The organism is Maribacter zhoushanensis (assembly GCF_029350975.1).
Taxonomy (GTDB): domain Bacteria; phylum Bacteroidota; class Bacteroidia; order Flavobacteriales; family Flavobacteriaceae; genus Maribacter; species Maribacter zhoushanensis.
Genome location: NZ_JARKMR010000002.1, coordinates 529,685 through 554,076, shown reverse-complemented (window position 1 = coordinate 554,076; position 24,392 = coordinate 529,685). Strand labels below are relative to the sequence as shown.

At 33.7% G+C, this 24,392-nt stretch carries 19 protein-coding genes; 8 read left to right on the top strand and 11 right to left on the bottom strand.

The genetic code is table 11. The features are described from left to right. Positions 1-2 precede the first annotated feature (2 nt). Both PXD56_RS09140 and PXD56_RS09135 read left to right on the top strand, forming a co-directional pair. Complete coding sequence (locus tag PXD56_RS09140; RefSeq protein ID WP_276493029.1) at positions 3-2,384, top strand: sulfatase-like hydrolase/transferase; 2,382 nt, start codon at positions 3-5, stop codon at positions 2,382-2,384. Then, positions 2,384-3,697 carry a YaiO family outer membrane beta-barrel protein gene (locus tag PXD56_RS09135; RefSeq protein ID WP_276493028.1) on the top strand — a complete coding sequence of 438 codons (1,314 nt, stop codon included), beginning with the start codon at positions 2,384-2,386 and terminating at the stop codon, positions 3,695-3,697. Before PXD56_RS09140 ends, PXD56_RS09135 begins: the two co-directional genes overlap by 1 nt. On the opposite strand, the gene PXD56_RS09130 is transcribed toward PXD56_RS09135, so the two are convergent. Both PXD56_RS09130 and PXD56_RS09125 read right to left on the bottom strand, forming a co-directional pair. Next, positions 3,687-4,979: a PI-PLC domain-containing protein gene (locus tag PXD56_RS09130; protein ID WP_276493027.1), complete on the bottom strand. Its 1,293-nt coding sequence runs from the start codon at positions 4,977-4,979 to the stop codon at positions 3,687-3,689. The two genes, PXD56_RS09135 and PXD56_RS09130, sit on opposite strands and share 11 nt — an antisense overlap. Positions 4,980-5,738: 759 nt before the next feature. Further along, positions 5,739-6,602, bottom strand: a complete 864-nt coding sequence (locus PXD56_RS09125) for a sigma-70 family RNA polymerase sigma factor (protein ID WP_036154298.1) — start codon at positions 6,600-6,602, stop codon at positions 5,739-5,741. A 172-nt stretch (positions 6,603-6,774) separates the two neighbouring features. Between PXD56_RS09125 and PXD56_RS09120 the strand changes: the two genes are divergently transcribed. The 4 genes from PXD56_RS09120 to PXD56_RS09105 all read left to right on the top strand — a co-directional run bounded on the left by PXD56_RS09120 (position 6,775) and on the right by PXD56_RS09105 (position 12,206). Next, positions 6,775-7,284: a DUF6155 family protein gene (locus PXD56_RS09120; protein WP_276493026.1), complete on the top strand. Its 510-nt coding sequence runs from the start codon at positions 6,775-6,777 to the stop codon at positions 7,282-7,284. A gap of 3 nt (positions 7,285-7,287) precedes the next feature. Beyond that, the gene (locus PXD56_RS09115; protein ID WP_276493025.1) at positions 7,288-8,217 is read left to right on the top strand and encodes a 2-hydroxyacid dehydrogenase; all 930 of its coding nucleotides are present in this window, start codon (positions 7,288-7,290) and stop codon (positions 8,215-8,217) included. 98 nt (positions 8,218-8,315) lie between these two features. Then, positions 8,316-9,827: a DEAD/DEAH box helicase gene (locus PXD56_RS09110; RefSeq protein ID WP_276493024.1), complete on the top strand. Its 1,512-nt coding sequence runs from the start codon at positions 8,316-8,318 to the stop codon at positions 9,825-9,827. Positions 9,828-9,992: 165 nt separating this feature from the next. Further along, positions 9,993-12,206 (top strand): hypothetical protein, encoded by a 2,214-nt coding sequence (locus tag PXD56_RS09105; protein ID WP_276493023.1) that lies wholly within the window; start codon positions 9,993-9,995, stop codon positions 12,204-12,206. Between the two features lie 49 nt (positions 12,207-12,255). Here PXD56_RS09105 and PXD56_RS09100 read toward each other — a convergent pair whose 3' ends face one another. Beyond that, on the bottom strand, positions 12,256-12,492 hold the full coding sequence (locus tag PXD56_RS09100; RefSeq protein ID WP_276493022.1) for a hypothetical protein: 237 nt from the start codon (positions 12,490-12,492) through the stop codon (positions 12,256-12,258). Positions 12,493-12,902: 410 nt separating this feature from the next. After that, positions 12,903-13,139 (bottom strand): hypothetical protein, encoded by a 237-nt coding sequence (locus tag PXD56_RS09095; RefSeq protein ID WP_276493021.1) that lies wholly within the window; start codon positions 13,137-13,139, stop codon positions 12,903-12,905. A 432-nt stretch (positions 13,140-13,571) separates the two neighbouring features. On the opposite strand from PXD56_RS09095, the gene PXD56_RS09090 reads away from it, so the two are divergent. After that, positions 13,572-14,810 (top strand): glycosyltransferase, encoded by a 1,239-nt coding sequence (locus PXD56_RS09090; protein ID WP_276493020.1) that lies wholly within the window; start codon positions 13,572-13,574, stop codon positions 14,808-14,810. Positions 14,811-14,888: 78 nt separating this feature from the next. Continuing rightward, positions 14,889-15,770 carry an NAD(P)-dependent oxidoreductase gene (locus PXD56_RS09085; RefSeq protein ID WP_276493019.1) on the top strand — a complete coding sequence of 294 codons (882 nt, stop codon included), beginning with the start codon at positions 14,889-14,891 and terminating at the stop codon, positions 15,768-15,770. A gap of 247 nt (positions 15,771-16,017) precedes the next feature. On the opposite strand, the gene PXD56_RS09080 is transcribed toward PXD56_RS09085, so the two are convergent. The 7 genes from PXD56_RS09080 to PXD56_RS09050 all read right to left on the bottom strand — a co-directional run bounded on the left by PXD56_RS09080 (position 16,018) and on the right by PXD56_RS09050 (position 24,378). Further along, entirely contained in the window at positions 16,018-17,181 is a 1,164-nt protein-coding gene (locus PXD56_RS09080; protein ID WP_276493018.1) for a hypothetical protein, read from the bottom strand. 304 nt (positions 17,182-17,485) lie between these two features. Next, positions 17,486-18,586 carry an SAVED domain-containing protein gene (locus PXD56_RS09075; RefSeq protein ID WP_276493017.1) on the bottom strand — a complete coding sequence of 367 codons (1,101 nt, stop codon included), beginning with the start codon at positions 18,584-18,586 and terminating at the stop codon, positions 17,486-17,488. Then, positions 18,579-19,064 (bottom strand): Mov34/MPN/PAD-1 family protein, encoded by a 486-nt coding sequence (locus PXD56_RS09070; protein WP_276493016.1) that lies wholly within the window; start codon positions 19,062-19,064, stop codon positions 18,579-18,581. The genes PXD56_RS09075 and PXD56_RS09070 overlap by 8 nt, the downstream gene beginning before the upstream one ends. Continuing rightward, complete coding sequence (locus PXD56_RS09065) at positions 19,049-20,737, bottom strand: ThiF family adenylyltransferase (RefSeq protein ID WP_276493015.1); 1,689 nt, start codon at positions 20,735-20,737, stop codon at positions 19,049-19,051. Before PXD56_RS09065 ends, PXD56_RS09070 begins: the two co-directional genes overlap by 16 nt. After that, positions 20,738-21,799, bottom strand: coding sequence for a cyclic GMP-AMP synthase DncV-like nucleotidyltransferase (locus tag PXD56_RS09060; protein WP_276493014.1), 1,062 nt, complete (start codon positions 21,797-21,799; stop codon positions 20,738-20,740). Between the two features lie 206 nt (positions 21,800-22,005). After that, positions 22,006-23,193: a TlpA family protein disulfide reductase gene (locus PXD56_RS09055; protein ID WP_276493013.1), complete on the bottom strand. Its 1,188-nt coding sequence runs from the start codon at positions 23,191-23,193 to the stop codon at positions 22,006-22,008. Positions 23,194-23,391: 198 nt separating this feature from the next. Continuing rightward, positions 23,392-24,378: a hypothetical protein gene (locus PXD56_RS09050; RefSeq protein ID WP_276493012.1), complete on the bottom strand. Its 987-nt coding sequence runs from the start codon at positions 24,376-24,378 to the stop codon at positions 23,392-23,394. Positions 24,379-24,392 lie beyond the last annotated feature (14 nt).

The window sequence follows — 24,392 nt, the reverse complement described above, 5'->3', positions numbered from 1 at the left end:
AAATGAACACAAGTAGTATAGATAGATATTCTTTAAAGCAGTATACGCGGCTTATGATATCCTTTTTTGGATGTTTGTTCGTGCTTACGCTTTTTCAATATGGTATGCTGTACTATAAAGGTGTTATCGATACTATTTTTTCCATAAGTTTTTTAAAAGCTATTGTACACCAAATAGGTTTTACCGCATTAATGGGTATTGTCATGGTGTTTCCTTTTAATTTTTGGGAAAACTTACGTCCTAAATATGGTTTTAATCTCGTATTTGGACTGCTAAGTTTAGTCTTGATAATTGAAGCTGTCCTTACTGCATATTACTGTACTACTTTAGTTCCTTTAGGATCGGATATTTTAGGGTACAGCTACGCCGATATGCAAATAACCTTGGCTAATTCTGGTGGTTTCATGATTTCAATTTATCTGCTTATCGCTTCAATTGGCTTAATAGGTCTTTTTTTAGGACTTTATAGAATTACCTCTAAGTTTTATCATAGAATTAGTAAAATGTATCCGTTTACCATTGTACTGTTTAGTCTATTTGTAGCTTCATTATTTACAGATGGTAAACCTATTAATCAGAATAAAGTACAATACTTGGCTGTAAATGTTTACAATACCAGTACTGAAGATAATTCATATACATCAACAGAAGAATATCCTTTGGTACAAGGTGCCAATATCGAAAATGTACTGGGCGAATATTTTGAGCTAAAAGAAGAAAAACCAAATATCGTTTTTGTAATGGTTGAAGGTTTGGGTAGAGATTTTGTGGGAGAAGGAGCAGAGTTTGGCGGGTTTACTCCGTATTTAGATTCCCTTACCACCAAATCATTATACTGGGAGAATTTTTTGAGCAATACAGGTAGAACTTTTGGAGTATTGCCGTCACTGCTAGGTTCTTTGCCTTTTGGTAAAAGCGGTTTCATGGAGTTGGATGAATACCCAAATAAACTGACCATGTTCAGTGTGCTTAAAAACAATGGTTACCATACTTCTTTTTATCAGGGCACCAACAGTTCTTTTGACAAAGTAGACCGATTTCTACGAAGTGAGAATGTTGATTTTGTATTGGATAAATCTGGATTTGGAAATAAGTATAAACAACAAGCAGAAGATGCCGCGGGTTCTTCTTGGGGATATCCTGATAAAGAATTATTCAAAAAAAGTTTAAGTCTAGAAAGAAGTAAAGATCAACCTAGGCTAGAGGTGTATATGACCATTAGTACACATGAACCCTTTGTACCACCAAATCAAGAATTTTTTGAAAACCAGGTAAAGGATATATTGGACAAAGGCGATTTCAATTCTAGAGTAAAGAAAATTGTAAAAAAGAATGATAATGTTTTTGCAACACTTTTATATACGGATAATGCTATAAAATGGTTTATGGAGTCTTACAAATCTCAACCTAATTATGAGAATAGTATTTTCATTTTTACTGGGGACCATAGACTTATACCTATACCACAGCGTAATAATATTAGTCGTTTTCATGTACCGCTCATCATGTATAGCCCCATGTTGAAAACAACCCGTAAAATGAGTTCTATTTCTTCTCATTTTGATGTTACCCCTTCTATACTGGCATTACTCTCAAATTCATATGAATTAAAAATGCCTAAGAAAGTAGCATGGATGGGTGGTGCCCTAGACATGGAAACTGCATTTAGGTCCACTAAGAACATACCTTTAATGCGAAACAAGAATGAGCTAAAGGAATATATCAGTAAAGAAAAATTGTATACTGATGGTGACATTATGGAGCTTGATGAAGATATGGATATCAGTTCTACTTTTGGTGGTGGTTCTGTAGAGAAAACTTTAGAGCGTTTTAAATCTGTGAACCACTACGTTACTACAGAGAACAAGATAATTCCTGATAGTTTAACCATTTTCTCAGTACAGAAAGAGAAATTTACTCCCGCAGAAATCACCTGGATCAATAGTATTTATGACGGTAGTAATTTTGACCGATCTTTCTTTAAAGCTAGAGATTTGGCTTTTGATAAAAAATGGGATGATGCCCTTTTACTTTGTCGTTATATACTTTCAGAATCACCCAGTCATATAGATACTAAGATTCTAACGGGCAGATTACATATTTGGAAAGGCAATTATGAAGAGTCGGTTAAAATTTTGAAAGAGTGTATTGCTATGAACCCCAATTATATTGATTCTTATGCAGCACTTTTTGATGTGTATTTCTGGTATGACAAATATGCTGAAGGACTTGCCTTGGTGGATATAGTTCAAGAAAATAGTGCCAGCGCCAATGAAATTTCCAATAAGATTTCTAGAGCTAAGAATTCTGCACGAAAAGCGGGTATCAATATTCACAAAAGCACAAATAAAGATGCTAAAAATACGTTAGCATCCATAGAATAATGAAGAATAGCTACTTACATATGGTTCTATTGGTTTTGTCATCCTTTATTTTAAAGGTTAATGGTCAAGATATAAACAGTGCTGTGCCTTCTTTTGAAACTGCCTATGCCTTAGCGTATGAGGGTAAAACCAATACCGCTCATAACATGCTCTACAATTTGGTAAACGCGGCTGAAACTGAAATACAGACTTCAGTACTTTGGGCCAGTACCTTAAGTTGGCGAGGGGATTATGATTTAGCGAGATCGGAATTCAATAGCATTTTATCAAAGGACAAAACTAACAGAGAAGCTTGGCTTTCCGCAGTCAAAAATGAATTGTACACAAAGAATTATGCAACGGCATTAGGTCTTGCCAACAAAGCTTTGGTTCATATAGAAAATGACCAAGAATTAAAAAGGTTACAGACTGTAGCTACAGATGGAGTGCATGGAACAGCATATAACCCAGATGGTTGGTTTAATGTTGAAAGTAAGGTCAATACCAAATTTACCGATGCCAAGAATTCATCTTCATCTGTTAACGATGCCGCTATAGCAGAAACTGAAAATATACATACAACGCCCGTAACAGAAGAGAAGTTAAAGAATACGGTTATGGTCAATAGTGCCGTTACGTTTTTCGACAAACGCTTTGATCCCATCACCACCTCTAGTATTTCTTATAAAAGGCAAACTCCCTTTGGTGCTATTATACCAAGAATTAACAATAGCAATAGAGTGGGTAAAAACGGTATTCAGCTAGATTTAGATTTGTATCCTAAAATTGCAAAAGGATTTTATGCGTATATCAATTATGGCTATTCTGAGTCTGAGTCATATCCAAACCACAAAGTTGGTGGAGATGTGTATTACAATCATAAAAGCGGAATTGAATTTTCAGCCGGCGGTAGATTAATAAACTTCGCTACTAAAGATGTCAAATCTATTACCAATTCATTGGGGTATTACACGGGTAACTACTATTTGTCCTTACGCTCTTACATTACGCCAGAGTCTAACAATCTTACCAATGTATCTGGTAATTTACTGGTGCGTAAGTATCTAAAGGATGCTAAAAACTATATGGGCTTAAATGTAGGTTATGGTTTTTCTCCTGAGTTGAGACAATTTACATCTGGTGATCAGTTATTGGCAGAGACACTGTTATATATAGAATCTCAACGTTTAAGTTTTGAATACCAATTTACCAGTAAAAACAATCTTAGTGCCTATAGAACTAATGTAGGCGTATTGCGCCAGGAGCAATCTTTTGATCCTGGTAGTTATTTTTATTCTATATCTGCAGGTTTAACCTATGAGTTTAATTTTTAGACTGCATAACAGGTATCCATTTATCGGCGTACATACCGTAGACCAGGCCTAATTCATTATCGTAGACATATTGTTCATCTTTACCGGTATCAAAGTTTACATTGAAGACATAAACCTTTATTCCGGCATCTCTTAACTGTAGCATCAGTTTCTTTTGACTAGCTATTATTCTTCTAGATACCGCAACATGCTTAACGTTATTTACTTTAAGAAAGTTTACTTTATCACCTTTAATGGCTAATAAGGGCTCTTGAGATATCATGGTATGTATGCCATGCTCAGATGCTTTTTCTACAGCCATTACGCTAAATAGTTCCATTATTAGACGGTCTTTATCAACAAAGGCATCAGCAAAGGCAATTGGGTCGTTTACTTTATCTGTAATCAATGTAGCATCTTGGTGATTTTTAAACCACGTATTAATGCCGTCCATATCTAAGGTGGTATAATCGCCATATATCTTTTGCTTCATGAATTGGGCATGCGTAGGGGGTAGGCTTCCCGTATAATCTGTAAATCTTGCCCACATGTTCCAATCATGTGCCGCTACTAATTTACCGTCTGATGTCTCTATGATATCCAATTCAAAATTTCGGAATCCTTTTTTATAATTTTCATCTAAAGCATGTTTAGAGTTGGTAGATTTTACCCCGTCAATTTCTCCTCCTGCATGGGCAATATATCTATCTATACTAGATTCAAATTCATAAACTTCCCTTGGAAAGTAAATTTCCTTGTTACTACCAATGTTGTTAATGTCAATAGTTTCAGTAATAGAATTATCATTTACCTGTTCGGTGATAGTACCATTAATATGATGCATGATGTAGGCTTGTCTTCCTTTCAAGCTACTTAACTGTATAAACCCCAATTTGCTCAATTGTTTTTCATACCCAATTAATTGTGCTGCCGCAGAATCATGTGCCAATATTGCAAATACTGCTTTAGCATCTATCATTTTAGTAAGTACTTCTATAAATGCCTGAACATCTTCTTTACTGCCGTAGGTATCAAAAGTCTTAAATTCAAACTTGTTTTCTGTCTGTAGATGAATAATGGTTAATCCGCGTTCTATAGCTTCGGTTTGTGATGCATAGGTAAACGTGCTACGTTCGTGTGTATTAAAACTATGACTGTTTAAAACTAAGGTTGTCGCCTCTAAATTTTTAGCGGAAGGTAAAATGAGATCTGTACCATCTGCCTTTGCCGGACTGCCAATAAAAAGGAGGATAACTAGTACTATAAATTTATAGCTTAAAAGAATAGGGGAGAATCTCTTCATCTAAAATTAGTTTTGAACTTTATCAAAGTTATAGGAATTATAAATAAATGGCTTACAATAAAAACGTAGATGTATATAAGGTATTGTAAACATATGTTTTAATGTGTTACAGAAGTGGTATTCATTTAATGTTCCAGAAAGAATAAACTTTAGGTAACCTTGATTTAAAGGTTATTTCATCTTTTTATATATGCTTTTACCACGTAACTGCCTGTAAATAAGTCGATTTTAAAATTTATATCGATAAAACACCAATAAACAGGTTGAAATGCACTCTTGAAACCCCTATAAAACCTAGTGTTCATAGCTTTTTAACCTTAAACAACACTTTTTTGTATGTTTTACAACAGTTTTAAATTGGTTCACCACAATTTGTTGTCACACTCTTAACATCGGTATATATTTACTTCAAGATATAATCACCCAAATCAAGATTAACTTTTAATCCTACAATATGCTTTACGACACTTACGGAGAAGAATACTTAGTTTTTCTTCAAGATTTAAACGAAATTCTTAGTATCAACGAATTAGCTGAGTTGGACTATATGTAACCCAAATTATAACCTAAATAAATATTTCCATGGCACATCAAAATCAAGATTTTTCATCGTATCAAAATTTTATTCAGGATCTTAATAGCATCTTGGTAAATTTCAATATCAACAAATTAACATATTCTTAGTGTTCCCAAACATTAGGTAAAAAGAAAGCGCCCGTTAAAAACGGGCGCTTTCTTTTTTTAAAACAATAATACTATTTAGCCTAAATACGTTTTAAGCAATTTGCTTCTAGAGGCATGACGTAATTTACGTATTGCCTTTTCACGAATTTGTCTTACACGCTCTCTTGTTAAATCGAACGTTTGACCAATTTCTGCTAAAGTCATTGATTGTTGATCACCAATACCATAATAAAGCTTTACAACATCTGCCTCTCTTGGAGATAATGTATCTAACGCTCTATTAATCTCAGTATTTAATGACTGCTGTAATAAAATATTATCTGGTCTTGGAGATTCACCTGAACGTAAAACGTCATATAGGTTAGAATCTTCGCCTTCACGTAAAGGTGCATCCATAGATACGTGTCTACCTGAATTCTTAAGTGATTGCTTCACTTCAGAAACCGTCATTTCTAATTCTTTTGCAATTTCTTCTGGAGAAGGCGGACGTTCGTGAGCCTGCTCTAAGTAAGAAAATGTCTTTTTAATCTTATTGATTGATCCAATTTTGTTCAATGGTAAACGAACAACCCTAGATTGTTCAGCTAAAGCTTGTAGTATAGATTGTCTGATCCACCAAACGGCATAGGATATAAACTTAAATCCTCTTGTTTCATCAAATCTTTTTGCTGCTTTAACTAAGCCTAAATTTCCTTCATTAATTAAATCCGGTAATTTAAGACCTTGATTTTGGTACTGTTTTGCTACGGAAACTACGAACCTTAAGTTCGCTGTCGTTAATTTTTCCAAAGCTGCTTGACTACCTTCTCGAATCTTCTGCGCTAATTCTACCTCTTCATTCGCTGTAATCAAATCAATTTTACTGATATCTTGCAAGTATTTATCTAAGGATTTCGATTCACGATTCGTTACCTGCTTGATAATCTTTAGTTGCCTCATATGTTTGTTTCGAATTTAGAAGTTGTACAAGTTTACAGTATAGTGCAATTAATTCAATTTTCCTAATGAATTAGACTATACTTCTACAGCATTTATTAGCTTTAACAAAGATTTAAGCTTTTAGGCGGTTGTTTTTGTAAAGCTTATTTTTGAATATACACACTGAATTTTTATGAGTAAAAGGGCATTAAAAACTTATCTAACCAAGCTTCCCAAAAAGGCGCTTGAAGAACAAATACTAGAGCTTTACGAAAAATTTCCTGCGGTAAAGACCTATTATGATTTTGCCTTCAACCCTAAAGAAGATAAGTTAGTGCAAGATGCCAAGGCAAAAATTTCCAATGAATATTTTCCGTTGAAGCGACGCAGGCCAAAAGCAAGACGTTCCGTTGCCCAGAAATTTATAAAGCATTTTATTAAGCTAGGCGTAGACCCTCACTTAGTTGCAGATGTTATGTGCTATAATTTAGAAATTGCACAGACGTTCTCAATGGAGAAGAATGTGCCCGATTCTTTTTATAGAAGTATGCTCAATTCATTTAATGAGGTTATTCAGTTTACTACCGTTCAAGGAGTTTTTCCAGAATTCAGAGAACGTATCCTAAAAATTTACACAGAAACCCAAAATCAAAAATGGCTTTTTGAAGATGAATTCTCAAAGGCTTTAGATATTATAGATTAACATATGGCAATAGTAGTTATACGACAAGACAGTAAAATTGAACTTTGGAAATATGCATTGCAGAATGCTGATAAGACTATAAAAGTATACAGTTATCTTGAGGACCACCCAAAAGAGGACATCACCATGGCGGTGATATGGAAACATCCCAAGGGTTCATTGTCCGGTTATCCTAATCTAAAATGTATAGCTTCTGCAGGCGCTGGTGTCGATTATATTTTTGAAGACGATACGCGCCCTAAAAACATTCCTATTACCCGTATTATAGACCCATACCTTGCCAGTGATATGTCTGAACATGTGCTGGCGGTAATTTTAGCACATCTTAAAAACTTAAATGCTTATAAGTTAGACCAGGTGGTTAATGTATGGGAGCCTAAAGATTATTTGAGAATTAAAGATGTTACCGTTGGTATTTTAGGTCTTGGTGAGCTAGGTGCGCTTACGGCAAGCGATCTTTCCTCATATAAATTCAATGTACAGGGTTGGAGTAGAAGTAAAAAATCAATAGCAGGTGTACAAACATTTTATGGGACAGAAGAGCAAAAAGAATTTCTAAAGTCTACTGATATACTGGTGTGTCTTTTACCGTTGACCCCTGCAACTGAGGGTATTTTAAATAAAGAGCTTTTATCCCAACTTCCTAAGAATGCATATGTGATCAATGTTGCCCGTGGCGGGCATATGGTTGATGATGATTTAATTGCTTTGTTAGATTTGCATCATTTATCAGGGGCTTGTCTAGATGTGTACCATACAGAACCATTACCTAAAAGTCATCCGTTTTGGAATCATAATAAGGTACATATGACGCCACATTACGCAAGTGTTTCAGATACCAGTTCCGTGATTCCTCAGATCGTGGAAAATTATAAAAGCTTGGCTACTGGAGAAAAATTGCAAAATTTAGTAGATTCTGACAAGGGATACTAAAATTGTTTTTTCAAGTTTTTTATTTCCTAGACCCATAAAAATCTCATAATTTTATAAGGTTTTTGCATTATTAACATAAATAAACGCCTACAAACCTTTTGAAGCTACAAAACGATATTACTGAGAAAACCCTGTACGATTATCAAGAGGCGGATCTTCATTCTATTTTTAAATATTTAGAAGAGAACGGTGATAATTCTAACCTTCTTTACCAATTGCCTACTGGTGGTGGTAAAACTGTGGTTTTCTCTGAAATAGCCAAACGCTATATTGCAAAGACCAATAAAAAGGTCATTGTTCTTACCCACCGCATAGAATTAAGTCAGCAGACTTCTAGAATGCTGAACGGTTTTGGTGTTAAGAACAAAATTATAAATAGCGAAGTTAAGGAGTGGCAAGACCAAGACGAGTTCATGTGTTTTGTAGCCATGGTAGAAACGCTTAATAATAGGTTACAAGAAGAAAAGGTTGAAATCAATAATATAGGTCTCGTAATTATTGATGAGGCACACTACAATTCATTCCGTAAACTTTTTAAATTCTTTGAGAACTCCGTAATCTTAGGGGTTACCGCAACTCCGTTGAGTTCCAATATTAAACTTCCCATGAAAGACAACTATAAAAAGTTGATTGTGGGCGAGTCTATAGAATCATTGATTCAGAAAAAATTTTTGGCAAAGGCGAACATGTATAATTATGATGTTAGCCTACAAACCTTAAAACTAGGTATTAGCGGTGATTATACGGTAAAGTCTTCAGATGAGCTTTATGGTAATCACAGTATGCTGAACAAGTTGGTTTCTGCATATAATGAAATTGCAAAAGGTACCAAGACCTTAATTTTTAATAACGGTATAAATACGTCTAGATACGTTTGTGAAACCTTTAGAAAAGCCGGTTATAACATACGTCACCTAGATAACAAGAATAATGCCGCAGAGCGAAAAGAGATACTTAAGTGGTTTAAAGAAACGCCAGATGCTATTTTAACCTCTGTAAGTATTTTGACAACCGGTTTTGATGAACCTAGTGTAGAAACCATTATTCTTAATCGTGCTACACGTTCGCTTACCCTTTATTTTCAAATGATCGGTCGTGGATCCAGATACCTTCCTCATAAAGAAGAGTTCAATGTTATTGATATGGGGAACAATGTTGCCCGTTTTGGATTATGGAATGCCGGCATAGATTGGCAAGAGATTTTTCATTTTCCAGATTTCTATTTAGAGAATATCAAGAACGATGAAGAGATTGAACGTGAGTTTGTTTATGAAATGCCTGCCGATCTACGTGCGGAATTTGCAAATTCTACCGATATAGATTTTGACATAAAAGCTGAATACAAGAAAAGTTTTGCGAACGGAGAAAAATCTAAACTGGTGTTGGAAAAAAGTATAGAACAGCATGCAAAAATTTGTGTAGAGAATTCTGAAGATGTTTTTGATGCCCGTATTCTAGCCAAAAAATTGAAGGAAGAAATCAAATATCGTGTTCGTCAGTATTCCTACTGTATAATGAACAATACCAAGAACTACAAAGAATGGCTAGAAGAAGATTATGAGCGAAAATTACGTTCTAAGATTTCTAAGTTGTTCGCCGCTAAAATGTGATTTTTACTGGGGATTAGGTATTCAGAATTATCTCTTATCTGGTTATCGATTCTATATTCTAAAGAGGTCTTTATTATCTTATTTTGAAAAATGGACACGGCGTTATCTAAATCGCTAGAAGTTGGTTAAATTCAAGTGCTTGAATCACTAGAACGCTCTCAACTAATGAAAAACAACTTACTTCTCTTTATCCTTGTTTTAACAATTATATTTTATGGCATTACCGGTTATCATTTTTTAACGGGTTGGCATCCTCTTGTAATGATGTGTATTGCCATCATTATTGGTTTGCTTATCAATGTAATGATTTACGGTCTCTTAAACCTTATTGGTAAGGCATTGGGTACTATTCCATTGAAATCTACAACGGCTGTTCTTAGTACTATTGCTGTTTTAACCATTTTAAAATATTTTGGATTTGGATGGCCAACCTTGTTCTATAGTATCATTATAGCATTAGGTATTGCATTTTGCATAGCTTTATACAGGTATCAACTAAAACGTAACGCATTTTCAAGTCTTTTTCTTTTCATCACCTTTATTGGTGTGGGGTATGTATTCTATGCTTTGTCAAATGATGGTACGGACCCGTACGATAAAGAAACACCACTTGCTTTTGCAGAACAGAGTCAGTCGTTAATTCCAGAAGTATCAATCAATAATCCTGCTGCAGTAGGTCCTTATACCGTGAAAACATTTACTTATGGTAGTGGTACGGATGAGCAACGAGAAGAATTTTCAACAGGAGTTGCCTTTAAAACCAATGCTGTAGACGGCACATGGTTGATACCTGATTGGAAGGATAAAAAGAAAAAATGGCGCGAACAGTATTGGGGTTTCGGGGCTAAAAACTTTCCTTTAAATGGAAGGGTATATATGCCAGAGGGCGACGGACCTTTTCCTCTGACCTTAATTGTACATGGCAATCATAACATGATAGATTACTCTGATGACGGCTATGGCTATTTGGGTAGTTTATTGGCAAGTAGGGGAATTATAGCTGTTTCTGTAGATGAGAATTTTCTGAACGGTCATTGGTCGGGAGATTTTAGGGGTAAAGAAATGCCTGCCCGTGCCTGGTTGTTGTTAAAGCATTTAGAGCAGTGGAGAAACTGGAACGGTAAAGTAGGGCATGAGCTTTCTAATAAAGTAGATATGGACAATATTATGCTTGTGGGGCATTCTCGTGGTGGTGAAGCGGTTTCTATTGCGGCAGCCTACAATCCGCTACCTTATTTTCTTGACCAGGCAAAAGAGAAATTCAATTTTAATTTTAATATCAAAGGGGTCGTGGCTCTTGCGCCAACAGACTATAGGTATGATCGTAAAATAGTATTGAAAAATATCAATTTTTTGAGCATACAAGGTTCTTATGATGCTGATGAAGTTAGTTTTTGGGGTATGAGACCTTATCGCCGTTTACAGTATACAGATTCTATTTCCCGATTTAAATCGGGTGTATATATTCATCATGCCAATCATGGGCAGTTCAATTCTACTTGGGGAAATTCAGATTTTGGAGCTCCGTCTAAATGGTTATTGAATTTACAACCCTTGTTAAAAGAAGAAGGACAACAAGAAGCTGCCAAAGTATTTATCAGCGCGTTTGCAGAGGCTACTTTAAAAAACAATCAAGAATACCGTTCTATTTTTAAGAACGTCGCTAGTGCCAAAAAGTGGTTGCCAGTGGAGCATTATCTAACTTCTTTTGAAGCTTCTAATTTTCATACCATTGCTGATTTTGAAGAAGATATAGATGTTACTACGGCAAAAGATAGTACGCAGCTAACAGCTACGAATATGGCACTTTGGAAAGAACAGAACTTACCAACGCGTGATAAAGGGAGCCAAGAAAATAATGCGGTCATATTGGGTTGGGATTATGAGAATTCAAATTTGTCTAGGGATAAAGCTATTTATGATATTAAGTTATCTAAGCATGACTCGCTACCCATTTCGGCAAACACCAGTTTACAATTTACTCTTGGGGCAGGCGACCATGAGTGGTTAAATATTAATTTGACGGAAGAACAGAAGGAAGCGAAGAAGAATGACGAGCCACGAGAAGTTCCTCAATTAGATTTCACCATTCAGCTTACTGATGAATTTGGACAGACCAGTGCTTTAAAAGTGAGTGATATAAAAGGTATTACCAAACCGTTGAAAACTAGATTTACCAAGTTCAAATTTTTAGATAAAGATATGATCGGTGATGATTGGGAGGTGCAATTGCAAACCTATCATTTTCCTTTAGAGGCATTTACAAGTAAGAATCCGGAATTTAAGTCCGATAGTTTAAAATCGATTTCCTTTGTTTTTGATCAGACCGATTATGGTGTAGTAGTGCTAGATGAACTAGGTATTGCTGAGGAGAAGTAAGTTGATAGATTAATGGAAAAGAAGGCAAGTATTAAGATAATGCTAGAAATTAAGCCATTTTAGGTTTGTTAGCTTTAGTGATAAAGTTCAAGTCTTTTTTAATTCTAGAATTTTTGAATTTGTATAAACGAGCAACTTCAGTTTCTTTCGCTGCGTTCAATTGGTCAACTGCTTCTGTTACAATAGTTGTTTCAACAGTTTCGATCTCTACCGTAGTATCGTTATTCTGAGCTTGAGCGTTAAAGCTTAAAAAGATGATGAAGATGATTGTTGCTATTGTTTTCATGACTTGCGTTTGTTACACTTATAAAACGCAGGATACCTTGTTTTGCTAGGGTATGAATCGCTGAAAAACACCAAATTCTCGTTAGTTGACACAACCTAAGATAAAGTGTAAAATAGCCTCGATTAACGACAAGCACCCCTTTTTCACCTTACCGATATTTAGTGTCGTTAACCGATAAGAGCTTATTTCAAGAGTATTTTATTTTGGATATAAAAGGAGAAAAGGAAAAGAGCCGGGATTTAAGAAACAACAAACAAGTATTACTAACTGTTCACTGCTAATTGTTAATTGAAAAGAGCCAACAATTAACAACCGACAGCCAACAACTTATTATTGTTAATTAAAATATTGATAAATGTAAATTGTAAACTTGATGAAGTATGAAAGTAACTACTTTGGAAAACTAAGAATTAAGCCATTTTAGGTTTGTTAGCTTTAGTAATGAAGTTCAAGTCTTTTTTAATTCTAGAATTTTTGAATTTGTATAAACGAGCAACTTCAGTTTCTTTCTCATCGTTCAATTGGTCAGCTGTTTCAGTTACAATAGTTGTTTCAACAGTTTCGATCTCTACGGTAGTATCGTTATTCTGAGCTTGAGCGTTAAAGCTTAAAAAGATGATGAAGATGATTGTTGCTATTGTTTTCATGACTTGCGTTTGTTACACTTATAAAACGCAGCATACCTTGTTTTGCTAGGGTATGAATCGCTGAAAAACACCAAATTCTCGTTAGTTGACATAACCTAAGATGAAGTGTAAAATAGCCTCGATAAACAACAAGCACCCCTTTTTCACCTTACCGATATTTAGTGTCGTTAACCGATAAGAGCCTATTTCAAAAGTATTTTATTTTGGATATAACAGGAGTACAGGAAAAGAGCCAGGATTTAAGAAACAACAAACAAGTATAACTAACTGTTCACTGCTAATTGTTAATTGTTAATTGAAAAGAGCCAACAACCAAAAACAAACAACCATCAATTGCTAATTGCAACCAGCCACATTTGCCAACTCCTAACCATTTACCGAACTTTGTACCTAGCACACTTTACTAATCACTAAATACAAACTACATATCCCTTGAATACCTCTAAAAGACTTCTCGTAATCGCATTAGTATGGCCAGAACCCGCTTCAACGGCTGCCGGAGTGCGGATGATGCAACTTTTAGAAGTCTTTGAACAAGAGGGATATTCCATCACCATTGCCTCTGCGGCATCTAGGTCTGAGTATTCGTTTGATTTTTCAACTACCAAGTACGCTACTGCAGACATTAAAATGAACGACGCATCGTTCAATGATTTTGTAAAACAACTTGACCCAAGTGTGGTGTTGTTTGATCGGTTTTTGAGCGAAGAACAATTTGGATGGCGAGTGGCTGAAAACTGCCCAAATGCATTACGAATTTTAGATACCGAAGATTTACATAGTCTTCGTCATGTGCGAGAACTATGTTTTAAAAAAGAAATTCCGTTTACTACAGATGCTTGGTTAGCAGATGATAAAACCAAACGAGAAATTGCCAGTATTTATCGGTGCGACTTGTCTTTAATTATCTCTAGTTACGAATTAGAATTATTGACCGATGTTATCATAATAGATAAAAGTCTATTGCTGTTACTTCCTTTTATGGTTGATGAAATTACCAATGACACCAAATGGAACCCATTAGATGAGCGAAAAGATTTTATATTCATAGGTGGCGGAAAACATGCCCCTAACATAGATGCAGTTAAATATTTAAAAACTACTATTTGGTCACAAATTCACACTCAATTACCAGAAGCCAAATTACATATTTATGGTGCGTATTTGCCACAGCAAATTTTAGAAATGAATAACCCTTCAACGGGATTTCTAGTACATGGCAGGGCAGTAGATGTTAATGAAGTTATGAGTTCCGCTAAAGTGTGTTTAGCTCCGCTACGTTTTGGTGCAGGAATAAAAGGGAAACTACTTTCTGCCATGCAAAATGGTACGCCTAGTATTACCACAACCATTGGTGCGGAAGGTATGCACGGTATTTTAGAATGGAACGGTTATATAGAAGATGACCCTTCTAAATTTGCTAATGCCGCTGTACGTTTGTACACAACTCAACCTGAATGGCAAAATGCTCAAAAGCAAGGCAAAACTTTGATTAATACTTTATATGCTAAAAGCAGCTTAGAAAGTATTCTTATAGAAAAAATATACCAACTTCAAAAAGGGATGAAAACTCACAGAACACAGAACTTTACGGGAGCTTTATTGCAACATCAAACTATGACTGCTACCAAATTCATGAGCAAGTGGATTGAGGAGAAGAATAGGGGATAGTTGCTTAGTTTCTTTTTTAAACTAGTAAAATATGTTAACTAGCAGATTTATATCTTTGCACTAAATAATGAAACAAATATGAAAAACCCTACTATCGGATTTATAGGACTCGGCCTAATGGGCGCCAACATGGTTGAGAACCTACAAAAAAGAGGATTCCAACTAAATGTAATGGACCTTAACAAAGATGCAGTAGCAACTGTTATCGCTCGCGGTAATGCTAAAGAAGCTGCCTCTCCAAAAGAATTAGCTGAAAATAGCGACATTATCATGTTCTGTTTAACGACTTCTGCTGTTGTTGAAAAAATCGTTTACGGTGAAGATGGTATTCTTGCTGGAATTAAGGAAGGTTCCGTTTTAATCGACTTTGGAACATCAATTCCTGCATCTACACAAAAAATTGGAAAAGACCTTGCTGCAAAGGGCGCTGGTATGATCGATGCTCCGCTTGGTCGTACACCGGCTCACGCAAAAGACGGATTGCTAAATATTATGGCTGCAGGCGATAAAGATACCTTTGAGAAGGTAAAACCTATATTAGATCAACAAGGGGAACATGTATTTCATTTAGGACCTTTAGGTGCAGGGCATACAACTAAGTTGATTAATAATTTCATGGGTATGACAACTGTTGTAACTATGTCACAAGCTTTTGCAGCAGCAAAACTTGCTGGTGTAGACGGGCAACAACTTTTTGATATTATGTCTTCTGGACCATCGAATTCACCCTTCATGAAGTTTTGTAAAAACTACGCAGTAGATCATGTAAGTGATTTAGGTTTTTCTATCGCCAATGCAAATAAAGATTTAGGTTATTTTGTACAGATGATGGATGATCTTGGTACAGAATCTAAGGTTGCTTCTGCTACATCTGCTAGCCTACAGGCTGCTTTCGATGACGGTATGGCAAGCGCAAATGTTCCTGAAATTTTCGATTATTTCGTGAAGTTGAAGAAATAATTAATTTGAGATATTTTTAGTTGTGTGAAATTCGCACAACGGTCAAGCTAAGCTTGGTGCGTAAGTAAGGAAACTTTTAGTTTTACTGTACGCACGAAGCTTAGTTTTTATTGATTAAAACTAAATACGAACTCCTAAATGCTACCAAGTTTATGAGCAAATGGATTGAGGAGAAGAATAGGGGCTTCGTTGGTAGTTTTTTGTAGATTAGTATTAGGTGCTCAGTGCTTAAAATATTCAATACTTTTTAATAGATAAATTTAGCCGGAGTAACTTCTGGAATTATAACTAAATAATCATATCCTTTTATTACTCTTTCTAATGTTTTGTCATTAATTTTCAGCTTACCTGAAGTTATTTTTTTCAATATTTCTTTATTATTAAAAACATGCCACTCATTTTTTTCCATTGTGTCAAAAAATGGCTTGTAATGTTTGTAATCATTACTATTTGGGTCTAATGGTTGATTCTCAATACCTTTTAAAGGTACTCCTTGAATTCCACTTTTACCAATGACCATAATATGTAAAGAGGACTCAAATTCACTGTCTGCAATATTATGTATCAAGTTTCCAATGTCTTGAATTTTTAATAAACTCTCTCCTTTAGGTAAATGTATTGCTCCGTATTTATATAAATTTTTAGAATTTACTATCAATTCATAATTCTGCATTATATTATGTTTCATTAATTGAACTCTAAGGTGATGATCACCGTTCAAATAAATGTTTTGCGATAGTTTTAAGTCCTTTATGACCTTCTGTTCGTAATTGCTTAGCTCAAGGCTATCTAGCTTATTTAACTGTTTAGTGAACTGATCCGTAAGAAAGTAGGGGCTATTACCCTTTACCATTTCATCAAAATAAATGGCAGATTGTTTTTCAATATCTGAGTATATTGATTTCGCAATCTTATTTTTTGATTTCTGTTTAAGTTCTGATGCAATTAGTCTATCTGACAATAAAATTATTTGATCGGTACCAATAACTTTTGTTCCTGAGTTTACTAACTGTTGCATTAGTTTAAATTCTGGCTCTAGCGCATAGAATGCGAATGTATTACCAAATTCAGCGTTAAATTTATCTAAGTCAGCAGTTGACAAGTTTTTTATTTTTGTCTCTAATGTATTCCCTAAATATGGACCTACTTCACAGAAAAAATTATCAAATTTTACTTCTTTATTAAATTGAGAAATAAAAAATGGTATTTCATTAAAAAAATGATCTTCCCCAATTAAGATATTGTTATGGGTTTTTATTTCACCTAAAATTTCATCCCATCCTTTTCCTGTAAATTCATCATCCTTTAAAATAAAAGTTTGAGTATTCTCTTTAATAATAGATGATAACGTTTCCTGTGCTTGTGCTACTTGTACAAATGAGATAAGAATTATTAAGTATATTTTTTTCATGTAATTATGACGAACTATTTTGAAATATGTTACAGTTTGATCATTTGGATAAGGTTTATTAATCACCTACGCGTTATAAAACTAGAATAACAGACTTTATGTACAACCAAGTTTAGGAGCAAATGGATTGAAGAGAAGAATAGAGATGAATTAGTGGGGTTTCGTTATCGGTTTAGTATTAGAATAGTATCCGATTGCGTGGCACTTTTCTATCAAATTAAAGAGTGTTGCTAAGGGCTACAACCCTCTGATTTAATGCTGATTCGGCTGTTATTTTTATACATTGTTATGTCTGGTTTTTTCTTTAGAAATTTATGATCTCATCTTTATTGCTATCATATGCCCATGAAAAACATGGTGTATCACTCCTAGTATAATTATAAACACGCATATTTGGATGAATAGATTCTGATAAAACTGTACCAAATTTGAAAGCAAGTGAATTTGGACCAGCATAAAACAAATGAACTGTTTTGATATTTGGGTCTGTTGATATTTCATCCATCAATTGTCTGAACTGCTCTGAAAGTGTATTTATTTCATTAATAGTTTTAAAGCGATCCCTTTTTCCATGACCAATATTAGACATACTTAGTTCGTAAATTTTGTAATAGTTTGGAATAACTTTTAAACATTCATCTTTAGAAACATTAAAGGTGGTACTTATCGATAATATTAAATCCTCAGATGAAGCTTTATGAATATTTGATTTTTTAATAGAAAATTTATTAGATCTTATCAATAAATTCTTGACCCTAGAATAAGATAATTGATTCCATTTTTGCTTTTTTCTGTTGTAGTCAAAAACATTTATTGTTTGAGTGTCACTTAATTTTACACCAAGCCTATATGTTAAAGGAATTCTTGAAATCCCCCAATATGCAAGTTCATGATTTATAAGAGAATTCTTCAGATTTATAATGTCCGAAATTATATAATCTTGATTAATAAGTGCTTTGTTATATTCTTTCTTCCTATCGAAATTAATTTCATCAATCAAAATATTGTGAATATTAAAACTTCGAAAATCTTTACCTGCTACTTTTTTATTGAAATCAGGAAAGTTTGTTGCTTGTAAACCCTGTTGCTTTATCGCTATTAAATTACGAGAATACTTGGTTTTATACCATAATTCATACTTTTTCTTTAATAAAAAAAAAACAATAGAAAGGATAATAAAGACTAAACCTAAAATTAATTCTACAAAATTAAAATCATCTACTTGGTTATATGCCAGTTCTATATTATTTGCGCTAAAATTAAAAATAAATAAATCCCACCAATTTAATGTAAAACTATCTGCGACTAAAGTTGATCCTAGAGTAAAAACACCTATACATATTTTGTTGTAAAGACTAACACTTAGCCACTTAAATTCTAATTGTTTGTATTTAAATTCAAACATTTGCTTTTTTTAGTTTAATAATTTTCTCATTTTCATCTGTTAACCAAACTTCTATACTTTCTCTTCCAACAATGATGGAAACCAGAAAGTCTAAAAATAATTTATCCCTTTTCACACGCCTTTTCCAGTCATCTTTATCAACATAAGAGGGTGTTGGGTTATCTTCGGCATGCGTATGCCATTCCCCAAAATAATTTTCAGTTTTATCAGATTCTTTCCATCTTTTATCTACTATTTTTTGATGTGATTCTTTACGCCTTTTAAAATAAAATCTTTTTCTAATATCACTCTTAAATGGAGTTGTTATTTCATCGATAATTAAGTGATTAGTTTCTTTTAATATTCTCCCTAATATAACACCACCTGCTTCAGTACTTTCTGACTCTATTTGTTTAAACATTGAAAGTTCTTTAATTACGTCTCCATTAATTTGAAGTATGCCATTACCAGGTAATTTAAACCTTATAGCTTTGCACATGTTTCACATCTTTTATTTTTATATAAATATCTTACTTTATACAACTCCTCATCACTCAAATTATACCTTTCAGATAAATTAAAATGATTATTAATAAATACTTCACTATCTCCTTTCCAAGATATTATTGGGTTATCATTTTCTTTTCCCAAAAAATATGACAATGCAAGCTTGACACAACCTATAGCAGACTGTTCCGCATCCAAGACACCATATGGCGTAAATACGCTTGAACAACTCGTTATACTTTTAATAAATGATTGATTGTCAGAATAAAATGCAGCAGTGTTATGATTTGTTTTTTGATCCATTAAACAGCGATAGCATCCTTTCTTATTTTGGTTATTTAATAAAATACTATGACCTCCAATACCATAAGGTTCAACCCACGTAACAATTAGAGGCGTATTGTAATCTTTTACCAATAAATCGTTTAACCACAAATTAACAGTTGGATTACCAGTCGCTGATATTATTAAATCATAATCTTTAAGTTTAACATTTTTGGTCTCAATTGCTTTTTCAATTTTATTATTTTCTACAGATATCTTAGTTGTAATAGCCGAAATTTCTATAAAAGATTTTAAGGCTTCTGTTTTAAACTTACCAATAGAGTTTATTCCTAAAACATGCCTATTGATATTATCCAAATTAAATTTATCATTATCAACAAGAGTGACATTAACAACGCCAGATTTAACTAATTTATGTGCTATAAAACCACCTACAGAACCGCAACCTACTATTAAAACTTTCTTTTTACTTAGATTATCGAAAGCTCCTCCTCGTAAATTAATATACTTAGAATCAATTCTAGAGATATAATAAACATCTATTTCAACTGCCTTTGAACTTTTTCCAAGTCCCTTCTCTTTAATATTAAATCCTATTAAACAGTCACTTAAATTTGGAGCCTGAAAATGCAATAATATATTAGTGGTTTTAAGAGTAAACATTAATTTGTTTAATTCTAACTTTTTTGACTTTTGTAAGCTTGATTCAATAATATCTAGAAATTCTTTCTTATACCATTTCTTATCAAATTCATGTGGTTCAATTGGTAAGTCAATATGAGCATATACGAAAGGATTTAACTCTCTTAGTTTTTCATTATTATAATTTAGCAAACTTTTTAAATTATATCGTTTAAGCTTACTTTTGCTTTCACATAAAAGCACCTTATTCTTATATTCATAAGCACAGATTTTTTTTACATCTTCAGAAACCTCTAAAAACGATAAAAGACCAGTTTTTGTATGTTTGTTTGCTCGCAAATAATTATCAAATTCATTGAAAAAATCATCTCTATTAACTCCAGCAATTCCATCAATTAGGGTTGATACTGCTAGCTTTATACTCTCCTCAATAATTCCTTTGGGATTTTTAAAATCAAGAACTAAACCTTCATCATGAGCAAAGCAGACATATCCATCAGGGTCTATGTGCGGTATAAAACCAAATTGATTGTACGATTTTATAAAGATGATTGGTTTTCCTAAGGGAAAATTATCTTTAAAACCAATATTGAACAACTCCTTTTTATCTTGAAAGATCATCTCAAATTTGAAAAGAAAAATGACACCTCTATTTGGCTTTGATGAGGAATCAATTTTTTCAATTTTTGAAATAAAGTCTATGGAGTTCAAACATTCTGTTATTTCTTTTATACGCATTTATGCAGATTCTCCTGAGCTTGTCACAGCTGGTCTTGAGGATCTCTCTGAAATTGCTTCTTTTTCAATTACAGGAAAATCTTTTCCTAAAACCTTGTGAATTAATTTAGTTGCCTCATGGGGATCAATATTCTCCTGTGCTTCTTCTAAGTTGGTCTTTAAGGCAATTAGTTTCTCCTTGAACATATCCATTTGTATGGTGGTCATTTCTGAAAAGAGATTATTATAAGGAGATACAGGTAAATAAACTTCTATTTCTGACCATATGCTTGAATTATTAATCTGCGTAACTGTGTATAATAAGGCATCCAAATCATCTACCTCAATTTCGTTAGTAAAATTATTTTTTACGCAAGGGCTAAAGTGTTTATATGTCAAAGCTGTTAAGACAATCCCTGTTGGTTTTCCTGTTCCACTATTTTCACCTTTAAACTTTTCTTCTTTCCACCTTTTAAGAAATTTTATTATTCTTTTAAATTGTTTTCGTTCTTCAGATTCTTGAAATTTATTATTAATTTTTTCTTTTAGTTCTTTTGGCGAGGATTCATCCCATCTCTTTTCTGCAGTAACAGACGTTTCTTTTCCTCGTGCTAAATAATATTTCCCATCCTCGTTTTCACCTGCGTATATTGCAAAGTCCACATGATATTTTTCTTCACCAGCTTTTGTATACTGAACTGTGATACACGGTTTCTTCCACAAAACAGTTCTATTAGCTTTTGTATCTAACGCTTCAAATATCCATTTTTTTACTGTAGTCGAGTTTGAATAATCGTCTTTATTAAGGTTCAGTACTATTGCAACATCAATATCGAAGTCACCATCATCGATGGGCTTAACACCTGTATACATTGCATAACTTCCCTGATTGAACCATTTAAAATTGATTTTTTCTTCAGGTTCTTTATCTTTATTTTTTTTATCAAAGTAGGTCTTAATATCATTCAGTAAAATATCTCGCTTTTCACGGAGTATTTTATTACTTTCTTCCTCACGATTTAAATCCTTGATTCTGATTTTATCATGAAAATCTCTAAAACATTTTTGTATTTGTTCGTTCATATTATTTATTTTTTTGTTAGGCTGTGTCAGCGTAAATGAGACAAAACGAGGAGCTAAGAAGAGTTTCAATTCTTTTTAGCTTTATTATTGTTATGTTTCGGGGAGAGAAAGCTAAGTTCTATATTTCAATAGTTGTACGCAAGTACTTACAATATGAGTTGTAATCAAGTTATTAACGAAATGGCTAATTGGAATATAGTTTCAGCTTATTTCTCAAAACTACTTCTCACCAAATTTATTAAATCTTGGCCATGCAAATTTTTAGCAATGACCACTCCGTTACTATCTAGAATAAAGTTCGCAGGAATGGTACGAACACGTATTTTCTTTAAAAATGGGGCATCATCACCTTGCAAATCAGAAGATTGCAACCAGCGGTCGGCTCCATCGCGTTTTGTAGCGGTTTTCCAGGCTGCTTCATCACTTTCTAAGGCATAGGCAACAATTTGTAAACCTTGTTCATGATATTCATTATAAAGCGGCACTAGAACCTTACGGTTCTCTAATCTGCAAGGTGCACACCAAGATGCCCATAAGTCAATTATTGTAAGTTTTTTACCTAATACATCTTTGATATATACGGTATCTTTTGACAACAAAGGAAGTTGAGTGTTCGGGAATTTATCGCCGATTAATACAGGTAAATTAGTCGGCTCACTTTTTTCACAAAGCTGTTTTACCCACGGGTGATCGGCTTCATTTTCCTTCCACTTCGTACATTGATTCACTAAAAATTCAGGCACGCGTTCGTAATCATTTTCTGGACTTACCCATCTTAACGCTACCAATGCCGGCAGAAGATAGGGAGTGCTATCTGCAAACTCTATTAAAGCTGTCTTGTATCGTAAACTAGCATGTTCTTTTGCCATTAATTCACCGCCGTCTTCTACATTCCAATGCTGATTGGCAAGAAAGGTTTGGTATGCTTCCGCTTTGATATCTCTTACCGCTAACAAAGCGCTATTCAAATCTGAAGGGTTTTCTAACGTAAAACTTTTTTGAAATTCATCAAACCGCGCTGAGATTTGAATTGGTTCTCCAGATTGCCAAACAATAGGCATATAGTTTGCTTGAATTGGGTCATTGATTTGCAAATAATTGCCCACTTTCCCTGTAGGTTGTACAGCTAATTCTAACAATACAGATTCTTTTGTATTTGGTAGGTTGTGGAACTCAAAACTACCATCAGCATTTACAATGGCGGAGTCTATTACTTTACCTAAATAGGAAGCTGCTACATGCTGTAAGTCTTCAGGTTGAATTAAGTAGATTTTGGTGTTTTCTTTATCTAATCCTGTTAGCGTACCCGATATTGCAGCAGGTGAATTACAAGCGGTTAAGCTTAGAACCAATAAGATAAGACTGGTGATTATTTTTAAAGGGGTAGTGCTCATTTTAATCAATTTAATACCAATGGTAAGCTAAGTGAATCTTTAAAACTTAGGCAAGCTCAGCACAAGGTCTTTTTAGCGGATGAGAACGAAGGTCGTTTTTTAAAAATACAATGCAATGGCAGTAAGTAAAATTTAAAAAGGGAAAACTGCAATTAGGACAACCTAACTTATCACTTTGATGTAAAATAATCTATGTAGTTAGTTATGTTTTTTCCAATCATTTAAGATTACTGTAAAATCACTCATCATTAGCTCAAAATCATAATCTAGTTTCTTCAATTTTTCAGAAATCTTATTTAAGGCAACTATAAAATATTCGCCTAATTGATGTTTTTGTTCTGAATGCGTTAATTCACTAAATCCTTTTTCAAAATGTATTTTAATTCTGGTTCTTCCTGTATCTTTTCTCAAAGGTCCATACTCAAATCTATTTCTCAAAAAATAACCGTTTTTTTCAATTTCTTTTTTTGAAAACATTTTTTGTATTTCTACATAAGCTTTTTTACTACTTATTTTTTTGTCGCTTTCATTTATGATGTAGTTAGTCTTACAATGGTCGTCGTCAAAAAAACTAAATGAACAGGTTATAATAATTCTATTGATACTTCTACCATATTTTTCAGGCTGCATTTTTCTATTTAATGCTATTTGAAGGTCATTTTGTAATGACTCAATTACTTGCTTTGAATTTTCATAACAATTGCTAAGTCCCGCTCTAATCCATATTGGATTTTTAGGTATCCAATTTCGCTGACTTAAAAGTTTAATATTTTGAATATGTTCTTTTGTAATGTAATCTGATAAAATAGTTTCTCGTTGCTGGCTATCATCTGGACTTGCATGGAAACTAGTTCTACCTTGCTCCATGGTATAGCCATCCTTTCTTTTTGACCAAATTGCATCTACAAACCGAAACTCTCCAAACCTATTAAGAAAATAAGTCATTGGGTTGCCATTAAAAAACATTCCTCTTAATGCTTCTACTGGTTCGTTATCACCCCAACCAATAATTGCTAAACTTTCACAAATACGTACAGCTTTATTCCACTCTTCAGCATTTTTATAATCCGCATATTTTGAGAATTCACTTAAAAGTTCACTTCTTAAAACTTCTATATTAGTTTGTTGAAACAAATAAGCTTCTAATTCAGTAAGGGTTTCAAATTCAACTATTTCGTCTATCATTTTAATCTTTTATA

Excerpts from the sequence above, each read along its gene's own strand:
- PXD56_RS09140 (WP_276493029.1), top strand. The coding sequence starts at position 3 with ATGAACACAAGTAGTATAGATAGATATTCTTTAAAGCAGTATACGCGG.
- PXD56_RS09135 (WP_276493028.1), top strand. The coding sequence starts at position 2,384 with ATGAAGAATAGCTACTTACATATGGTTCTATTGGTTTTGTCATCCTTT.
- PXD56_RS09130 (WP_276493027.1), bottom strand. The coding sequence starts at position 4,979 with ATGAAGAGATTCTCCCCTATTCTTTTAAGCTATAAATTTATAGTACTA.
- PXD56_RS09125 (WP_036154298.1), bottom strand. The coding sequence starts at position 6,602 with ATGAGGCAACTAAAGATTATCAAGCAGGTAACGAATCGTGAATCGAAA.
- PXD56_RS09120 (WP_276493026.1), top strand. The coding sequence starts at position 6,775 with ATGAGTAAAAGGGCATTAAAAACTTATCTAACCAAGCTTCCCAAAAAG.
- PXD56_RS09115 (WP_276493025.1), top strand. The coding sequence starts at position 7,288 with ATGGCAATAGTAGTTATACGACAAGACAGTAAAATTGAACTTTGGAAA.
- PXD56_RS09105 (WP_276493023.1), top strand. The coding sequence starts at position 9,993 with ATGAAAAACAACTTACTTCTCTTTATCCTTGTTTTAACAATTATATTT.
- PXD56_RS09100 (WP_276493022.1), bottom strand. The coding sequence starts at position 12,492 with ATGAAAACAATAGCAACAATCATCTTCATCATCTTTTTAAGCTTTAAC.
- PXD56_RS09095 (WP_276493021.1), bottom strand. The coding sequence starts at position 13,139 with ATGAAAACAATAGCAACAATCATCTTCATCATCTTTTTAAGCTTTAAC.
- PXD56_RS09085 (WP_276493019.1), top strand. The coding sequence starts at position 14,889 with ATGAAAAACCCTACTATCGGATTTATAGGACTCGGCCTAATGGGCGCC.
- PXD56_RS09080 (WP_276493018.1), bottom strand. The coding sequence starts at position 17,181 with ATGAAAAAAATATACTTAATAATTCTTATCTCATTTGTACAAGTAGCA.
- PXD56_RS09075 (WP_276493017.1), bottom strand. The coding sequence starts at position 18,586 with ATGTTTGAATTTAAATACAAACAATTAGAATTTAAGTGGCTAAGTGTT.
- PXD56_RS09070 (WP_276493016.1), bottom strand. The coding sequence starts at position 19,064 with ATGTGCAAAGCTATAAGGTTTAAATTACCTGGTAATGGCATACTTCAA.
- PXD56_RS09065 (WP_276493015.1), bottom strand. The coding sequence starts at position 20,737 with ATGCGTATAAAAGAAATAACAGAATGTTTGAACTCCATAGACTTTATT.
- PXD56_RS09060 (WP_276493014.1), bottom strand. The coding sequence starts at position 21,799 with ATGAACGAACAAATACAAAAATGTTTTAGAGATTTTCATGATAAAATC.
- PXD56_RS09055 (WP_276493013.1), bottom strand. The coding sequence starts at position 23,193 with ATGAGCACTACCCCTTTAAAAATAATCACCAGTCTTATCTTATTGGTT.
- PXD56_RS09050 (WP_276493012.1), bottom strand. The coding sequence starts at position 24,378 with ATGATAGACGAAATAGTTGAATTTGAAACCCTTACTGAATTAGAAGCT.